The sequence below is a fragment of the Gordonia oleivorans genome (assembly GCF_040044975.1).
Taxonomy (GTDB): Bacteria; Actinomycetota; Actinomycetes; order Mycobacteriales; family Mycobacteriaceae; genus Gordonia; species Gordonia oleivorans.
This window is the reverse complement of sequence record NZ_JBDZDI010000014.1, coordinates 34,180-50,099: the sequence shown is the minus strand read 5'-3', so window position 1 is coordinate 50,099 and position 15,920 is coordinate 34,180. Positions and strand designations below refer to the sequence as shown.

At 67.6% G+C, this 15,920-nt stretch carries 11 protein-coding genes; 4 read left to right on the top strand and 7 right to left on the bottom strand.

The window, feature by feature from the left end; translation table 11 throughout:
- Window positions 1–285: 285 nt before the first annotated feature.
- The 3 genes from ABLE92_RS18050 to ABLE92_RS18040 all read right to left on the bottom strand — a co-directional run bounded on the left by ABLE92_RS18050 (window position 286) and on the right by ABLE92_RS18040 (window position 4,406).
- Complete coding sequence (locus ABLE92_RS18050; protein ID WP_348806139.1) at window positions 286–1,389, bottom strand: lipocalin-like domain-containing protein; 1,104 nt, start codon at window positions 1,387–1,389, stop codon at window positions 286–288.
- A gap of 96 nt (window positions 1,390–1,485) precedes the next feature.
- Window positions 1,486–2,595, bottom strand: a complete 1,110-nt coding sequence (locus ABLE92_RS18045) for a lipocalin-like domain-containing protein (RefSeq protein WP_348806138.1) — start codon at window positions 2,593–2,595, stop codon at window positions 1,486–1,488.
- A 176-nt stretch (window positions 2,596–2,771) separates the two neighbouring features.
- Window positions 2,772–4,406 carry an FUSC family protein gene (locus ABLE92_RS18040; protein ID WP_348806137.1) on the bottom strand — a complete coding sequence of 545 codons (1,635 nt, stop codon included), beginning with the start codon at window positions 4,404–4,406 and terminating at the stop codon, window positions 2,772–2,774.
- A gap of 269 nt (window positions 4,407–4,675) precedes the next feature.
- On the opposite strand from ABLE92_RS18040, the gene ABLE92_RS18035 reads away from it, so the two are divergent.
- Window positions 4,676–5,068 carry a hypothetical protein gene (locus ABLE92_RS18035; RefSeq protein ID WP_348806136.1) on the top strand — a complete coding sequence of 131 codons (393 nt, stop codon included), beginning with the start codon at window positions 4,676–4,678 and terminating at the stop codon, window positions 5,066–5,068.
- 89 nt (window positions 5,069–5,157) lie between these two features.
- On the opposite strand, the gene ABLE92_RS18030 is transcribed toward ABLE92_RS18035, so the two are convergent.
- The 3 genes from ABLE92_RS18030 to ABLE92_RS18020 are packed head-to-tail and all read right to left on the bottom strand — an operon-like array spanning window position 5,158 to window position 9,325.
- Window positions 5,158–6,441: a condensation domain-containing protein gene (locus ABLE92_RS18030; protein WP_348806134.1), complete on the bottom strand. Its 1,284-nt coding sequence runs from the start codon at window positions 6,439–6,441 to the stop codon at window positions 5,158–5,160.
- Window positions 6,441–7,823 (bottom strand): condensation domain-containing protein, encoded by a 1,383-nt coding sequence (locus ABLE92_RS18025; RefSeq protein WP_348806133.1) that lies wholly within the window; start codon window positions 7,821–7,823, stop codon window positions 6,441–6,443. Before ABLE92_RS18025 ends, ABLE92_RS18030 begins: the two co-directional genes overlap by 1 nt.
- Window positions 7,820–9,325: a condensation domain-containing protein gene (locus ABLE92_RS18020; RefSeq protein WP_348806131.1), complete on the bottom strand. Its 1,506-nt coding sequence runs from the start codon at window positions 9,323–9,325 to the stop codon at window positions 7,820–7,822. Before ABLE92_RS18020 ends, ABLE92_RS18025 begins: the two co-directional genes overlap by 4 nt.
- 750 nt (window positions 9,326–10,075) lie before the next feature.
- Here ABLE92_RS18020 and ABLE92_RS18015 point away from each other — a divergent pair.
- The 3 genes from ABLE92_RS18015 to ABLE92_RS18005 are packed head-to-tail and all read left to right on the top strand — an operon-like array spanning window position 10,076 to window position 13,795.
- Window positions 10,076–11,035 (top strand): glycosyltransferase family 2 protein, encoded by a 960-nt coding sequence (locus ABLE92_RS18015; protein ID WP_348806130.1) that lies wholly within the window; start codon window positions 10,076–10,078, stop codon window positions 11,033–11,035.
- A complete protein-coding gene (locus ABLE92_RS18010; protein ID WP_348806129.1) occupies window positions 11,032–12,450 on the top strand; it encodes a hypothetical protein in 1,419 nt (472 codons plus the stop codon). The genes ABLE92_RS18015 and ABLE92_RS18010 overlap by 4 nt, the downstream gene beginning before the upstream one ends.
- Window positions 12,451–12,457: 7 nt before the next feature.
- Window positions 12,458–13,795 carry a glycosyltransferase gene (locus tag ABLE92_RS18005; RefSeq protein WP_348806128.1) on the top strand — a complete coding sequence of 446 codons (1,338 nt, stop codon included), beginning with the start codon at window positions 12,458–12,460 and terminating at the stop codon, window positions 13,793–13,795.
- 243 nt (window positions 13,796–14,038) lie between these two features.
- Here the strand turns inward: ABLE92_RS18005 and ABLE92_RS18000 are convergent, their stop codons facing one another.
- Window positions 14,039–15,628, bottom strand: a complete 1,590-nt coding sequence (locus ABLE92_RS18000) for an HNH endonuclease signature motif containing protein (RefSeq protein ID WP_348806127.1) — start codon at window positions 15,626–15,628, stop codon at window positions 14,039–14,041.
- Window positions 15,629–15,920 lie beyond the last annotated feature (292 nt).

The window sequence follows — 15,920 nt, the reverse complement described above, 5'->3', positions numbered from 1 at the left end:
GTGAAAGAGGGGGAAGATGACCGGCGCATAGAAAGGCCCGCGACGGAGGGCCGGTCAGATCAGACCCCGCCGCGGCAACCGAGAAGGAGCGCGCGCTGCATGCAGTCGAATGTACTCCTCGGGGCATGTCCGGATCAAATGCCGGTCGTGACCCTGCCGATCGTGACCCGCCTGAGCGGACCGCCGGCGAGTCGGTGCGCACATGCGACTGCGACGGGTTCCGGCGCCGGTGGGCGGTCGTCGGAACTCCGTCGCAGTCGTCCCCTCAGATGGTGAGAAGTCCGGTCACGGCAGTGACGTGTAGGGCTCCTCCCACGGGTTGACCTCGGCGTAGGCGCGGCCGGACACCGGTTGGCCGTCGAGTCGGCCGGTGACCGACGACGCCGCCTCGAGGTAGGTGCGGTGCAGGGGCACGGTGAGTTCCTGATGCGGCACCAGCGGGGTGACCTGGAAGGTTCCGGAGGGGACGGTCAGACGCCACTTGGTGGGATAGGTGAATCCCGACGAGGGGCTGCGTTGGCTGCCCAGCACGGTCATGCCCATCTGGTCGCCGGGTACGGTGGTCGGCACACCGTTGACCACCTTGGTGCCGATCTTGTTGATCACCGCACCGGTCGAGGGATCGGTCAGGTAATAGAGCATGTACTGGGTGTTGTTGCCCAATTGCAGTGAGAACCAGTTCCATCCGCCGCCGAGCATCTGGGTCTTGTTGAACCACTGGCGATCCTGCCACGACGACCCGGTGATCCGGATCGGCTCACCGTGATCCCAGAGGGTGCCGGTGGTGTCGAGATCGGTCGAGGAGTAGTACGCCGAGGTGTTGCCGACGGCCTTGTAGTCGACCAGTCCGTTGCCGTTGTGGACCACGAACGGGATGGAACTGCTGGTGTGCAGATCGACGGCGTATCCGCGGTCGGCCATGGCGGCCTTGATGTGGTAGTTCTGGTTGCTTCCGCCGAGCGTCCAATCCTGCGCGGTGAATCCGAATCCGCCGTTGCGAGCCGGAATCGGGGTGAGGTTCGCGCGGTCCTCGACCCGGAACTTCTGCTTGTTCACATCGGTGATCGCGAAATGCCAGGAGTAGATGGCGTCGGATCCGACGGGCAGTGGCCACAGCTGGAACACCGTTGCCTCATAGCCGAATTCGCGCTTCGCTCCGTGCGCGTCGGTGCCGTAGAGGTGGCCGACGAAATACCACCACTCCAGCTGCTGATGATGCGGCGACTCGTCCCGCGGGAAAGTGACGGGTCCCGGCGGTGTGAATACCTGCGGGAAGTCGGGGACCGGTGGGAAGGCGTGGGCCGGTGCGCCGATGGTCAGGGCGCAGGCAGTGCCGGTCACCAGCACCGCGGCACTGGTGAGCAGGCGTCGAAAAGCCTTGAAGGACATGGGGTACTCCTTGGGGGCGACATAGGGGGGCGACAGAGGGTGCGGTAGAAGGCGCGGTGAAGGAGGGAAGTGCGAAAGGGCTTGTGCGGGTGGTGCTCAGGGCAGTAACTGGTCGGGTCGCCAGTTCACGCCGCGGGGGTTCATTTCGGCGTAGGCGTTGCCGGTTGCGGGGGCACCGTCGAGGGTTCCGGTCACGGTGGTGGGGCCCTCGTAGTGGAACTTGTGGCCGACGCCGCCGCTGAGCTCGCTGTCCTGGATTTTCGGGGTGAGTGTGATTGCGCCGCCGGGCAAGGTGATTCGCCAGCTCGTCGGATAGGTGTATCCGGTGTGCGGGCTGCGCCACGCGCCGATCGGTTGCATGGACACCTGGTCGGCGGGCACCGGGGCGTAGTGGCCGTCGGCGGTCCTGACGGCGATCACCTTCTGTACCTCGCCGGACGGTGCCTGGAAGAAGCTCAGGTTGTACTGGACGTTGTTGTCCAACGAGACCCCGAACCAGCTCCACCCGGTGCCGTCGGTTCCCGGTGCGCCGGTGGCCCATTCGTGGTCGTACCAGCTGTTGCCGGTGATCTTCACCGGCACGCCGTGATCGATCAGGGTGCCGACCGTGGCGTTGGAGGTGTAGGAGTAGTAGGGCGACACCCAGTCGCCGAAGGTCTCGATACCGTTGACGCCGTTGAGGGTTGGCGGCACCAGGGCGGTGGTGCGGATGTCGAGTGAGTAGCCGGGCTGCGATGCCGACGCCGCGTAGTGCCCCATCGAGCCCGTGATCCTGAATCCCGCGACGTCCTGGTCGACGGCGTTCGGGGTGGTGGAGTAGGCGCCCGCGGTGGTGTGCTCGGCGTAGCTGAACTTGTGGCGGCCGAGGTCGGAGATCGCGAAGTGGGAGTCGTAGATCGGCGGGACGCCGGCGACGGCGGCGATCTGGAACACCACGATCTCGTAACCGTAGTGGCGGGTCTTGCCCGCCGGGTCGACACCGGTGAGATGGCCTGTCATGTACCACCATTCGGCGGGTTGCCGGTGCGACGACTCATCCCGCGGCAGCGAGATCGACCGTTCGATGGGCGCGAAGTCGCCGTAGGTGCCCGGGTGGGTGTCGGCGGCGGCCGGACCCGCGGCGATCACCGCGCAGGTCGCGGCGGCCACACCCCAGGCGCCGAGGCGGAATGCGATGGGTCGGGTGAGGGACCGGGGATGAGCCATGCGGGTGAGCCTTTTCCATGAGTTGTCGGGGACGACAAACGGCAATGAGTGCGAGCTGCCACATCTCCAGGGCCGGATGTGAATGGGCACACATAGAGGTATAGGCGCGCGCGAGTTGTTTGTCAACTGTCAATTAACGAAGGGTGTGGCGACCCAAGGGCGTACGCGTGCGCCGGTCAGGGGCCGTCGGGAGGCGTGTGATCGGTGAGGAGGCGCCGACGTTCGGACAGCATCCCGGCGATCGCCGGGTCGAGCGGGCGGTGCGGATCGGCACGCCAGCACCACGTGAGTGCCTCATGGCCGACGTGGCACAGGGCGACGTGGGCGGCCCAGCGTCGTCGCGCCCACCCGGGTTCGTTTCCCGCCGCGTCGGTGGCGGCCATCTCGGCTTCGAGCAGTGACCACTGCAGGTCCCGGCGCAGCGTCATCGGCCGGGGTGAACCGACGGGTCCGGCAGCGGCGCCGTCGAGCACGTCGTCGAAACCGTCGACGACGGCGTCGTCGGCATACCGCCAGGTGCGGCGATGCGCACGCCCGAGCACCAGCCACATGGCGGCGATGGCGCAGACCACGCCGAGCAGCGTCTCCAGGAAGCGATCACGCACCGGAATGGTGATGTCGGCGGCGGGATCGCCCATCAGCATGGCGAGAGGAGTGATGAAGGTGACCGCCACGGCGTAGTTGCCCACGATGGTCAACTCGATCAGCAGGTTGAGCGCCGCGATCACCACGATCAGCGTCGGCACCCCCAGATCGAGCAGGTGCAGGGCGACGAACACGCCGAGTCCGGCGACCGTGCCGATCAGCCGGTGCGCACCGCGCACCATACCGCGGATGCGGTCGGGCCCCAACTGGAGAACCAGCACCGCGCCGAGGATCGCCCAGTCGGGACGCGAGAGTCCGGTGGCGATCGAGATCGCGCCCGCGGCGAAGGCGGCGGCCGCGACCCGCACGGTGGTCACCTCGGCGTGACTGAACCGCCGGGCGGCGATCCGCAGCCGGTGGACGACCGACGGCCGGGGCAATGGCGGTGCCAGGTCGAGGGGTTGCCGCGCGCCGTGCCAGCGGTGCATGGACTCCCAGAGTTGTTGGGCCAGAGCGCTGTTGGTGGCCGCCGCGTCGTGCAGCACGGACCACGCGTGCAGGGTGGAGAGGGCCACCCCGTGACGATGTGCGGGTCCGGCGCTGCGATTGTCGTCGAGATAGTCCTCGACCGCCCGGATCGCCGCGGCCGTGGCGGCGGTCTCCGGGCCGTGCGGGCGCCACAGGGCCGGCGCCATCGACACCACCAGGGATGCGACGGCCCCGGCGGCGGCCGCGGTGACCAGTGGGGTGAGGTCGACGCCGTGGCGGGTCACGACGGAGGCGATCGCGGCGGTGAGGACGAAGAAGAACGGGCCCGGTGGCCCGAGCCGCAGCGCGTTCAGACAGAACGCCGTGACGGCCGCACCGGCGACCAACGCGGTGATCACGACGAGATTCTCCGTCGGCGTCGCCGACGGCCCGGCCCAGGCCCCGAGTGCGCCGTACCCGACGGTGGTCGCCACCAGCACAGCGCCTGCGGTGCTCACCGCCCGCCACCGCACACGGTACGGACGCTTCTCGCCGTAGAGTGCGGCGAAGCCGCCGAGGGCGGCCAGCAGGCAGTCGCGGTCGAAGCCGAGCAGATACAGCACGGCGGCGGGAATCGCGAAGGCGAGGCCGGCCCGGATGGCAGCGGGCCAGCGACCCCGCACGTCCGGGACCGCGAACAGAGCGCCCATCATCGATGGCCGTGCCGGCGGTTGGGGGCGTGGGTCGTCGGTGTCCATCGGTGCGATCGTGTCGGGGTGGGTGGAACGGAACGGAACGGAACGGAACGGATCCACTGTAGTTCTTGCCCGGATGGGCGCACCGGCCCGATCCCGGCGGAAGGCGCACCCGTCAATTCGGACAATGGCGACGAACGGTGAAAAGCGTTCTCGCGCTGTGGGAATCGTTCAGGGTTGGCAGGTGCGTCACAGCCCACTCCCAAGGTGGCTTCCTAGTGTTGGTGGCTGTCACACCGGAGGTGTTTTCGGTGCGGGAGAAAGGTGGACCCATGAAACTCGTGAATCAGATCGTCGGTGTGCGGATCGGCATCGCCGTCGTCGGGGCGGGCATCCTCGCCACCGTCGCGGCCGGCGTCGCATCTGCCGCCGACACGTCGTCGACGGTGCCGGGAAGCACCTGCACCGTCGGGCAGGCCGAGGCGACGCTGGCGGCGCAGGATCCGGCCGACTACGCCAAGATCATGAAGTACCCGGATTCGTCGGCGGAACTGGCGAACGTGTTGGCGCTGAGTCCCGCCGACCGCGCGGACTACTGGGATCAGGTGCGCCCCACCGACGCCGACAACCGTCAGATGTTCCTCGGCGTCCACGGGTGGTCGGAGAACGAACGCCACGCGGCCGAGGCGGCCATCGACACCGCCGCGACGACCTGCCGCGCGTAGGGACTCACCCGACGATGCGCGCGCAGCTCCCACACGCACGGAATGCACGGCGTGCAGGTGGGAGCCGAGCGTGCAACTGGGTGCGGGACTCAGGCGCTGGTGCGGCACATGCTGTGGCGCAACGGTTCCCGGAGTTCGCTGGTGAGCACCCGGAGCAGGTCGGCCATCACGGCGTCGGCCTCGGGTCGGCCGGGATAGCGCACGCGCAGATCCAGGCCGGACTCCGAACGGTTGAACCAGAACTGTGCGGTGTCGGTTCTCGTCACGGCCGAGATGTGCTGTGCTCCGGGCAATGCTGGACCCAGCTTGCGGTAGTCGAGGTAGGAGACCATGAAGATGCCCTCGGTGACGAAGCTCGGCCGGCAGTGGGCGAGTACCTGATCCAGCGGTAGATCCGTCAGTGCCGCAGCGTGTGTCAGCCAGCGCGTGGCGCTGTCCGGGTCTCCGGCGTCGACGACCACCGGCGCGTTGGAGACCATCCAGCCGGCCGTGTCGTGCCAGCCGGAATCGCGTGCCCCGCGGGTGTGCACGGGTATCAGCGTCGCCAGTCGCCGTGGACCGCCCACCGATGCCACTGCCGTCGCCAAGGTCGCCAGGATGTGGGCAAACGCCGAACGGCCCAGTGCATCATGGCATTCCGGGGAGCTCAGCAGCGGCACGACGACGGTGCGCTGCGGGGCCGCTCCCGATCCGAGCGGCAGCGGGAAGGCCGGCAGGGTTGCGTCGGTGATCGTGAAGAAGTCCTCCCACACCTGCATCAGACGCGTGGGGTCGGTCGAGTGCGGTCCACCCGACACCGACGCGCCCGTCGCCTCGATGACGCACCGCTGCGCGAAACTGCGTGTGGTGCGCGCGGCGGTGTCGGGATCGGCGTAGAGCTCGTACAGCCGTCGCAGGACGAGATCGATGGTGAAGGCGTCGGCATGCGCATGATCGAAGGCGCAGACGAGCCGATCGTCGAGGATGCCGAAGAACAATCCGGGGACCTCACCCGCCCGACACCGCTCGGTGATCAGGGCGGTGGTGAATCCGTGCCACACCGTGCCGACGGTCCGGGCCCGAACCGCGAACTGGTCGGGGCCGTACACATCCTGACGAGGAGTGTCGCACGGCCGAATTCGGGCCCGGAGCGCGTCGTGCTCGACCAGCAGGCGGGTGACGGCCTCGACGATCCGCGACCGGTCGGGATGGCGATCCGGCAGGGTCACCGTCCCGGCCAACCAGGCCCCGCTCCCGGTGAGTTGGGCGCGAACATGGTTGCCCTGATTGAACGTGACCGGCACCTCGCACCGCGCCGGCTCCGCATCCCAGGTGATCTCGATCTCGGTGAGTCGACCGGCGAGGTCGGCGAGGTCGACGGCGGTGACGTGCATCAGCGTGCTCCTGCGTCGACGGCCACCGCGGCGGTGAGGATGTCGCGGACGGTGGCGAAGTACCGTGCCACCGATTCGGCCGCCACCGGATTGTCGGGGCGCTGGGTGTTGATGCGCAGACCGTCGAGATCGCGGGAGATCCACAGGGACGCGTTGCGGGTGCGTCCCTCGCCGGTGAACACGACGATGTCGTGGGCGCCGTCGGGGGCTGGGAACCAGCGGAAATCGAAGTAGGTCACCATCTGTGGGCTCGCGACCACCGACGGGTCGATGGCCCCCTCGCCGAGCAGGATCGCCAGCGCACCGTGCACCGGGTCGGCGACGGCGCGCTTCGACGCCTCCACGGCGGCGGCCGCGTCGTCGATGACCTCCTCGAGCGTCGAGCCGCGGATCTCGAATCCGATCGGCGCGAAGTTGCAGTACCAACCCTGCGAACCACGATGCTCCGCGTTCCCCCGGGTGGACAGCACCGTGGCGGTGGCGTAGCGGTCGGCACCGGAGAACGTCTTGTGCGCCAGCGCGAGTCCCGCGTAGATCACCGAGATCAGGCTCGTCCCATGAGCTTTGGCGATCACCGACAGCGCCTCGGTGGTGGCGGCGTCGGCGAGATCCTCACAGTGGATGAACACCTGCTGCGGATCGTCACCGAGCCCCAGCGGCAGCGGGAAAACCGGAATGGTGCCGCCGGATTCGGTGAGGACGCGCCGCCATTCGACGACGCCGGGCGAATCCGGGGTGAGCCCCGCGGCACGGGTGAACTCCTCGACGGCGTAATCGAGGTAACTGCCGTGCCGTGCGGACACCAGCGGATGATTCTCCTCGCCGCGATAGCGGGCCAGGATCTCCAGCAGCCCGAGCACCTGGGAACTGCCGTCCCCGTAGGCATGATCGATGCCGTAGTAGAGGTCGAACGACCCCGGTCGTGTCACCACCCCGAAGGCGCATCCGGGGAACGCATCGAAGACGGCCGTGTGCGGAAGTCGTTGGGCCAGATGACAATGCGGGTCGGTCTCGGCCACATCGGCGGCCACGATGTCGACCGCGTCCGGATCCACGACGTAGCGGGTGACGCCGCCGCTCTCGTCGACCCGGAAGGACGACCGCAGACCCTCGTGGGCCCGCACGAATGCGGTCAGCGCCGCCGCCATCCGGTCCTCGTCGAGGTCGGCGTCCACCGTGATCGCACTGCAGGTGTACCCACGGTGCTCGCGGCCGGCGGTGCGCTGCGCGAGCACACCGGAGATGTGGTCACCCTGCAGCAGTGACGGTCCCACCGGGTGCTCCGGTGCGGCCTCGGCCGCCTGCATCGTCGACGGTGCAGGGACGAAATCCACCAGCCGCCCGGGGAGCGGGCACCAATAGGTGTCCGGACCCAGTCTCATCGAACCTCGGTCGAGGTGACCGTGGGGCTCGGGGCCGAATCGGTGTCGGCGGAACCGGTGTCGCCGGGTGCGCCGCACAAGGCCAGATCGCCGGTGGCGGCGACCTCGCGCAGCACCGCGGTGTACTCGCCGATCAGTGCGTGCAGCGACGTCGCGGCGACCTCGTTGTTCGGGAAACGCATCGAGACGTTCATACCCTCATGGGTGCGATTCACCCACAGGTAGACCTCGTCGAGATTGTGGATTCGGCTGCGCAGCGCGCGATCCCGCTCGTCCCACGAGTCGGCGCCCGGCACGAATCGTGCGTCGACGAAGGACACGGCGAATCGTGGTGCCTCGGTCACCGCCAGCAGTTCGGCGATGCGTGGGTGCGGGACGTGGGTGAGCGCGGCGTGGCGGCGCACGCCGGCGTCGACGATGTCGATGGCCTCGGCGAAGGTGTTCGCCTCACCCAACGACATCTCGACGGGCACGAGGCCGACGTACCACCCGGCGGCGGCCAGGGATTCCGGATCGGTGCGGGTGTGCATCGGCATGACGAAGCGGGTGGTGCGCTCACCGGTGAGGCGCTCGATCGCCGCCGCGAGGGCCGTGAAGGCACCACCGGACAGCGACTTGCCGTGCTGCTTGCAGGCGGCGTTGAACGCGGCGGTCTCCTGCGCGTCCAGCAGCCACAGCGACAGGCTCGACTGCCAGCCGGGAGCCGCCGCGGTGGTCGCAGTGGTCTCGGTGGTGGCGGAAGGCTGTGTGGGCAACGGGAATCGCGGCATCGTCAGCCGGCCGGAGTCGCCTTCCAGGAACGATCGCCAGGTGGTCACCGCCGGGTGATCGGCGGTGATCGATTCGGCCGTGCGATGTTCGTGGGCACAGTGGTCGACGAAGGATCCGCAGGGCGGCAGGACCGGGTCGCGGCCGTCGGTCAGCGCACCGTAGATCTCCCGGAACTCGGCGATCAGCAGCAACTGGGTGTAGGCGTCCATCACGGAGTGATCGGCGCCGACGATGACGATGACGCCCTTGGTCGCCTCGAGGAGGCTGTCGGGTTCGATGGTGGTGGCCACCACGTGCGGCCAGCGCAGGGCGCTGACCTCGCGGGCGAAGAAGCGCTCGATGTGGTGGTCGACGCTCACCCCCTCCGGGGGCGCCTCCTGGCGACGTGCGGTGATGGTCACCGAGTCCGGAACCACGACGTAGCGCGCGTGGCCGTGCCCGTCGTGCTGGGCCGTCGTGCGGAACGCGTCATGCCGGGCGATCCAGATGCGCAGGACCTCGGCGAAGGTGTCGGGATCGAAGGCTCCGGGCAGGCGGAAGGCCGTGCCGATCCAGGAGCCCAGCCCGAAATCGTCGGCGGTCGACGACGTGGCCGAATGGTAGAGGTGCGCAGCGTGATTGGGTGAGAGCGGACGATCGTCCGACTGCCACCGATCGGCCTCGACGGTCGGAATCCACTCGGTGATCCGACCGGTCGGGACCGGATAGTCCGCAAGCTCCGTGTACTCCATGACATCCCCAGGGGTGACTAGGCGAAAGCTGGTCAGCTCGAGCGTGCGGTCCCCGTTCCGAACGCCCGGTGCTGTTGGGGGAGGATGACAGATGCCACCCGCGGAAATGCGGCGACGGTGAGTCCTTGGTCACACCAAAGCCGAGTACGCAGTGACAGAGCATGCATCTTCCGCGAGCAGTGTTCGACGACACAATGAATGCGCCTTCGTGTTTTCGTCTTCCCTCATCCCCAACCATGAAGGTCGACAAGCGATGACATTAGCGGCATTTCGCCCCTCCCGCCAGCCCTGCGCGATGAGATGTGGGCAACCCTCGGGGGTCGGTAGTTACTGACGCGAAATGTCGGATGTGCCGATTTGAAGAATTGACGGAAACGCCGCCTCGATTTCTGTGAATTAGATGTGAAACGGCCGCCGAATTATGATTCATCAGTCCGTCCGCATATGTCGTGGTGGCGCCAATCATTGCCAGGTGGGTGCCGGTGTCCTAGACTCCGCGGAAGGAACCTGCACGGGGGTCACGTTCCGAGGTCGAGTCGCTGTTGCGATCGCACATGTCGTGCTCCCTGTTCATTTTCCCGCGGCCACCGCCGACGGCGGATGTCGCCGACCCGGGCGAGGCAACGGTGCCTGTGTCCACCGGTCGTCGGGTGCGAGTGCACCCGTGTGCCGATGGCGTATCCGAAATGCGATGTGCCGACAGCAATGTCGCCATCGCGAAAGACCAACTCGACATAGCAAAGGATTGCGGTGACGACCTCAGACGTGGCCAGCCTCGCAGTAGATGCCGCCGGAGAGGACGCCACGGACCCGCAGGTGCGGCTGTCCGTGGTCATCCCGGTCTACAACGAGGAAGACACCATCGGTACCTGCCTGACGCTGCTGCTCGAGCAGGCCGACCACATCGCCGAGATCGTGGTGGTGGACAACAATTCGACGGATCGCAGTGCCGAGGTCATTCAGGAATTCATTGACCAATGGCGCATTGTCCGGGTGATCAATGAATCGAATCAGGGTTTGGTCTTTGCTCGGAACGCCGGGATGGATTCGGCAACAGGAGATGTGATCGCCAGGATCGATGCCGACACCCGCGTTCCGCCGACGTGGGCCGCCACGATCGTCGAGTTCTTCACCGCGGACACGGCGGGGCACTGGTCGGCCCTCTGCGGCCGCGGCGCCGCCTACGGACTTCCGCTGGAGGGCTCCACGAGCCGGGTCCGCAGGCTGATCGATCCGCTGTTGCGTCGAATCCCCAAGCGGGGACGTGCGAGTGACACCGACGGGACGGTGGCGCCACGCGACATTCCGGTGCTGTACGGATCGAACATGGTGGTGCGGCGGGAGATGTGGCAGGTGATCCGCACGCGGGTCAGCATGCGCCGCGACATCTTCGAGGATGTCGACATGGGGCTGTGTGTCCAGGACGCGCACGGCCGCAATGCTTTTCTCTCCTCGCTGACGGTGGGCGTGTCGCCGCGCCGGATGGAGACCGCGCTGCCGGCATTCGTCGAGTACATGAGCTTCCTGCCACGGACCCTGCTGATGCACCGGCGATACGGACTGACCGCGGTGGTGGTGTTCGGCTATCTGCCGCCACTGATCGTGGTGCATGCCGCCCGCCTCGTGCTCATCCGCGCACACGACGAGCAGACCTCCACCTTCTCCGTTCGCAATCTCCTGCGGGAGACCTCGCAACGGGGACTGCCGTGACCGAGCGCGGTGTGACCGGGCGCAGTGTGACCGACGAGGCCGTGGGTGCGCATTCCGATGCCGCGGTGCATGGTTCGGCCACGACGGGCCTCCGGGTGTCCGGTCCGGACGAGGCGTTTCTGCTCGCCGAGGAGAAACTCGGATTCCGCACACCCATCCAGTTCTGCTGGGTCCTCGACGACGACCCGGGCCTCGAGGCCATCGAGCGGTACGCGGAGTCGTTGAGTACCGGCCTGCTCCACCGCGCCATTTCGCGCCGACGTTTCCCGGCCGCGCGTCGTCGGTGGGTGTCTTCGCGGGTGCAACCGCGCATTATCGTCGGCGCCCGCATCGACGATGCCGAGATCGGTGCGTGGGCCGACAACCTGCTGCGTTCGGCGGATCTGCGTCCCGCGCAGGGACTGGGCTGGCGAGTGCACACGACGACCACCACCCGTGGACGCCGCGTCGTGGTGCTGCTGCTGTCGCACCTGATCGCGGACGGGGAGGCGATCATGCGCGCCCTCGTCGCCGCTGCCGACGGTGAGACGACCGCACTCGCCGATCCCGACACCGCCCGCGGTGCGCGGGCACTGGCCGAGGACGCGCGGGACAGCGCACGGCAGATCCGTTCGGCGGCACGGTCGGTCCGTGCCGTGGCCCGCGATGCACGGCAGCGGCGGCGCGAACGTCGCGAGGGCACCGCGCCGGTGGTCCCGAATCGCCCGCCGTCACCACCGCCGACCTACGACCCTTACCGCGCCACCTTGGCCATCGTCGACGTCGACCGCGACCTCTGGCATGCCCAGGCCCGGCAGTACGGCGGTACCGGGAACACCCTCTTCACCGCGCTGGTGTGTGGGCTGGTGCGCCGATCTGGCTATCCCGTCGGTGACCAGATGCGTGTCAGCGTCGCCGTCAGCAAACGCGGTGGGCCAGAGGATCTGCGCGCCAACGCCTCTGGTGGGATCTGGCTGCGGGTCGGCGAACCGCAGGAGTCGCCGGCCGACCTCGATTACCTCCGTGGTCTGAGCCGGCAGGCGTTCGCCGAGTATGCGAAGACCGGCACCGACGTGCCTGACGATCTCCAGTCGCTGGTGCGATTGATGCCGCGACGGGTGCTGACGACGGCGTTGCGGTCGGTGCCTGCCCCCGATGTGAGCGTCTCCAATCTCGGGGTGCTCGACGATCGGGTACGCACCATCGCCGGAGTGCCCGCGTCGTCGTTCGTGCTGCGATTGATGGTGCAGGACACCGCGGGTGAGGATGTGGCGATGCCCGGCCCGGGGCTCTCGGCGTGGATAGTCGAGTACGGTTCGACCGTCACCCTGTCGTTCGCCGCCTTCAGCCCCGAGTACTACGGCGACGAGGATCACCTCGCGAAGCTGCTCAGTGCGGAGCTGTCGGCGTGGGGCCTCGATCACAGATTCTGGTGAATTACTCATGATGACAAGCCGATCCGACGGCGCGCATGTCGCCGTCATCCTCTACGGCAGTCGGGGCGACGTGCAGCCCGGGGTGTGTCTGGCCGTCGAACTCCAGCGGCGTGGCCATCGGGTCAGTGTCGCGGTACCGCCCAATCTGCTGGGCTTCGCGCGGAACGCGGGAGTGGCGACGGTGGTGGCCATCGGCCGCGACACCGGCACGCAGTGGTCCTCCGATGAGGCGCTGGACGCCCAGCGGTCCCGAAACCCATGGACGCGTGCACGATTCGCGCTCGACACGGTACGGGACGGCATCTCGGCCTTCGACCGGGCCATGGTCGAGACCTTCCTCGACGACGACGCGGCGATCACCGACGTCGACATGCTGATCGCCGCCCCGTTGTGTCAGGCACGGGGCCTCGCGCTCGCCGAGCGGTTGGGCGTGCCATTGACGGTGCTGCGCTATGCGCCGATGTCGGAGAGCGGGGTGATCGGTCCGCTACCCGGCGTCACCGACTCGTGGTCGCCGAAGTGGAAGCGACGCAGCTGGCGGGCCTATGACCGCATCGTGTGGTGGGCAACACGATACAGCGAGAACGGATTTCGTCGGCGGATCGGCAGGCCCGCCGCGCGCACCGGCTGCCCGGATCGTCTCGGGGTGTTGCGGGTTCCGCAGATCCAGGCCTACGACCCGGCCATCGCTCCGGAGTTGGTTGCCGAATGGAAGGCCGGGCACGCGGTCAAACCCATCATCGGATTCCTCGACCTGCCCGCCGGCGCCCGCGATCACCTCGCCGAGACCTCGCATGGGGACGCCGAACTGGCCGAGTGGCTCGACGCGGGCGAGCCGCCGGTGTTTGTCGGGTTTGGCTCGATGCCGGTGACCGACCCGCAGCGGGTTCGGTCACTGTTCGGCGCGGCTGCAGCCGAACTCGGCGTTCGATGTGTGTTCGGCCTGGGAGCCACGCCCGGGGTCGACGCCGACGACACGTCCATCTATCACGTGGGTGCGGTCAATCACGCGTGGCTGTTCCCACGCTGCGCCGCAGTGGTCCACCACGGGGGAGCGGGGACGACGGCCGCCGCACTGCGGGCCGGTGTGCCATCGGCGGTGTACTCGTTCACCGCCGAGCAGCCGTTCTGGGCGGAGCGTATCCGCACCCTCGGAGTCGGCACCGGCCGAGCGTTCTCGGCACTGACCGACGAGTCGATCCGCGCGGACCTGTCAACGGTCCTGACGGAGAAGGTCCGTTGCGCAGCAGTGGAGTTCGCCCAGCGGATGGTGTCCCCGAAGCGTGCCGTGGCCGCCGCCGCCGACATCGTCGAGGTGCGGTTGCCGGTGCCGGCGGGGGAATGATCCGGAAACCCGTTGCGGAGTAGCACCACTCATCCCGCCGGGCCGAGCTTGTCGAGGTCGAGACCACTTTCGCAACCCGATGCTGGAAACCGATTGCAGCGCACCCAGACTCCCGCCGATCGAGCCGTCACCGTCTCGCCGGTCGAGCCGCCTCGTGCGAGCTTGCGAGCCCGTGGCGTGTCGAGACCACGCAACCCGACGCTGGAAACCGATTGCAGCGCAGCACCACCCGACGGCAGTGACCTACCGCGGATAGGTGGTGATGGTCTCCCCGGTGACCGGATCACGCCAGATGACAGCCCGATCCGACAACATAGTGGGGATCAACAACCCCATGTGCTTGCGCTGATGGTCCGGGGTACACAACGGCATCAGGTTGAATTCCACGGTCCAGCCACCGGTGATCGGATCCTGGTGCACGAACTTCACCACGTGATCGATCTGGCATTCACTGGCCGGTCGCCCGCAATGCGGGTACCGGCACGTGCCATCCAACTCGATGATCTTCTCCCGCAACCACGCCGGAATCCGATACGTCAACGCACCCGGCGGCGGGAAGAAATAGCCGCCGTGCCCGGTCGGGTCGATCGGTGCCGCCGGGAACGGATCGTCGAGGCGACGCCACGCCGCCGGTATCCGGTCCAGAGAGGTGGTGGTGCTGATGCTGGGGATGTCCAGGGTGGGAAACTCGGTGACGGTGACGAGCTGTCCCGAACTGATCAAGATTGCAGCGTGAGCGTCGTCGACAACGCCGAAGTACTCCAACCGAGCTTCCCGCTGCCCGGACGGGTCGGTGATCAACGACAGCGACAACTGCGCATCGGTGTCCGCGTCGGGTTGTGCCTCAACAGTATCCGTTGCCGCACAGTCAGCGTCGTCACAGTCAGCGTCGCCGTCGGTGATCGTCTCGGGATCGTCGGTCATGTCGGCGTCCGCATCGACCTCGACATCGCCAGATAGATCAGTCGCGGCGGGGTCGATGTCGAGTTCGGTCAGGCCACTGGGTTCTTCCGGCAAGGGGATCGCCCGCGAGCAGTCGCCCCGACCGCACTCACACGACAGCTGCGCGCCGGGCAGTCCTTGGATTTCGGCGAACGCCGCGACCTGCACCTGACCCTGACGACGCGGATCACGCGGGCAGATCCGCTCACTGATCATCTTCGCGATCCGCGCCGCCAGATGGGCACCCATCTCACCTGGTGCGTAGACGGAGATGCTGCAGTGCCCGTTGGTGTCTCGGCGGACCCGCACATTCTGGTCACGTGCGGCAGCTTCCTCGCGACGGTCCGCGGCGCCGTCGGGATCCAGGGCGATCACCATCTCGATGACCTGATCCCGCAGGGTCTTATCCGCCTGATTGCGTTCGGCCAGTTGCAGTGCACGGGTTTCGGCGAAGGCGCGGACGTCGTCGTCGGACAGGACGGCGATCTCGTTGGCGATGATGCGGATACGTTCCAGCGAGTGGTCACCGTCCAAGAACGCCGCGGTCACGGTCGGGAGCGTCGACAGCAGGAAGCTGAGCGTCATCCACGCGGTGGCTTGCGGCACCGAGACGCCCAGGGTGGTGGATACCTTGCCGGTGGCGGACTTGTCGACGGCGCCGGTGGTGTGCACGTTGGTCTGATGGCCCGAGAGCAGCATCTCGTCGTACACGGTGTGCCCGATCCGCGCCGCGGAGAGCACTTTCCGCGCGATCACTTGTCGTTCCTGGCGTTGCAGGGAACGAGCCAGAGCGGTCGCGGCCTCGACGGGGAGGTGATCGATCATGGCGGCGTCGTCGGCGGTCATCGACAGTTCCGGTGCCTTGTGGCTGCCAATCATGTTGGTGGCCATGATGTTCACCTCCTCTGCTCGGTCGGATCAACTGAACTGAGTCAAGTGTAGCGAGGGGGTCCGACAAGTTTCTTCGGCGCGGAATCGGTTGGTGGTGGCCCGGTTTCGATGTCAGTTTGCCGAAGTGGTCTCGATACGCGACGAGCTCGCTTCGCTCGCGCGGCGCACTCGACCAGCGGGGGTGAAGCTGGTGCTTGCGTACTGCTTGCGGCTTGCGGAGGTGGCCTCGACCTCGACAAGCTCGGCCGGGCGGATACACCGACTCGCAAGCTCGTCGGCACTCGGCCAGCGG

Excerpts from the sequence above, each read along its gene's own strand:
- ABLE92_RS18050 (WP_348806139.1), bottom strand. The coding sequence starts at position 1,389 with ATGTCCTTCAAGGCTTTTCGACGCCTGCTCACCAGTGCCGCGGTGCTG.
- ABLE92_RS18045 (WP_348806138.1), bottom strand. The coding sequence starts at position 2,595 with ATGGCTCATCCCCGGTCCCTCACCCGACCCATCGCATTCCGCCTCGGC.
- ABLE92_RS18040 (WP_348806137.1), bottom strand. The coding sequence starts at position 4,406 with ATGGACACCGACGACCCACGCCCCCAACCGCCGGCACGGCCATCGATG.
- ABLE92_RS18035 (WP_348806136.1), top strand. The coding sequence starts at position 4,676 with ATGAAACTCGTGAATCAGATCGTCGGTGTGCGGATCGGCATCGCCGTC.
- ABLE92_RS18030 (WP_348806134.1), bottom strand. The coding sequence starts at position 6,441 with ATGCACGTCACCGCCGTCGACCTCGCCGACCTCGCCGGTCGACTCACC.
- ABLE92_RS18025 (WP_348806133.1), bottom strand. The coding sequence starts at position 7,823 with ATGAGACTGGGTCCGGACACCTATTGGTGCCCGCTCCCCGGGCGGCTG.
- ABLE92_RS18020 (WP_348806131.1), bottom strand. The coding sequence starts at position 9,325 with ATGGAGTACACGGAGCTTGCGGACTATCCGGTCCCGACCGGTCGGATC.
- ABLE92_RS18005 (WP_348806128.1), top strand. The coding sequence starts at position 12,458 with ATGATGACAAGCCGATCCGACGGCGCGCATGTCGCCGTCATCCTCTAC.
- ABLE92_RS18000 (WP_348806127.1), bottom strand. The coding sequence starts at position 15,628 with ATGGCCACCAACATGATTGGCAGCCACAAGGCACCGGAACTGTCGATG.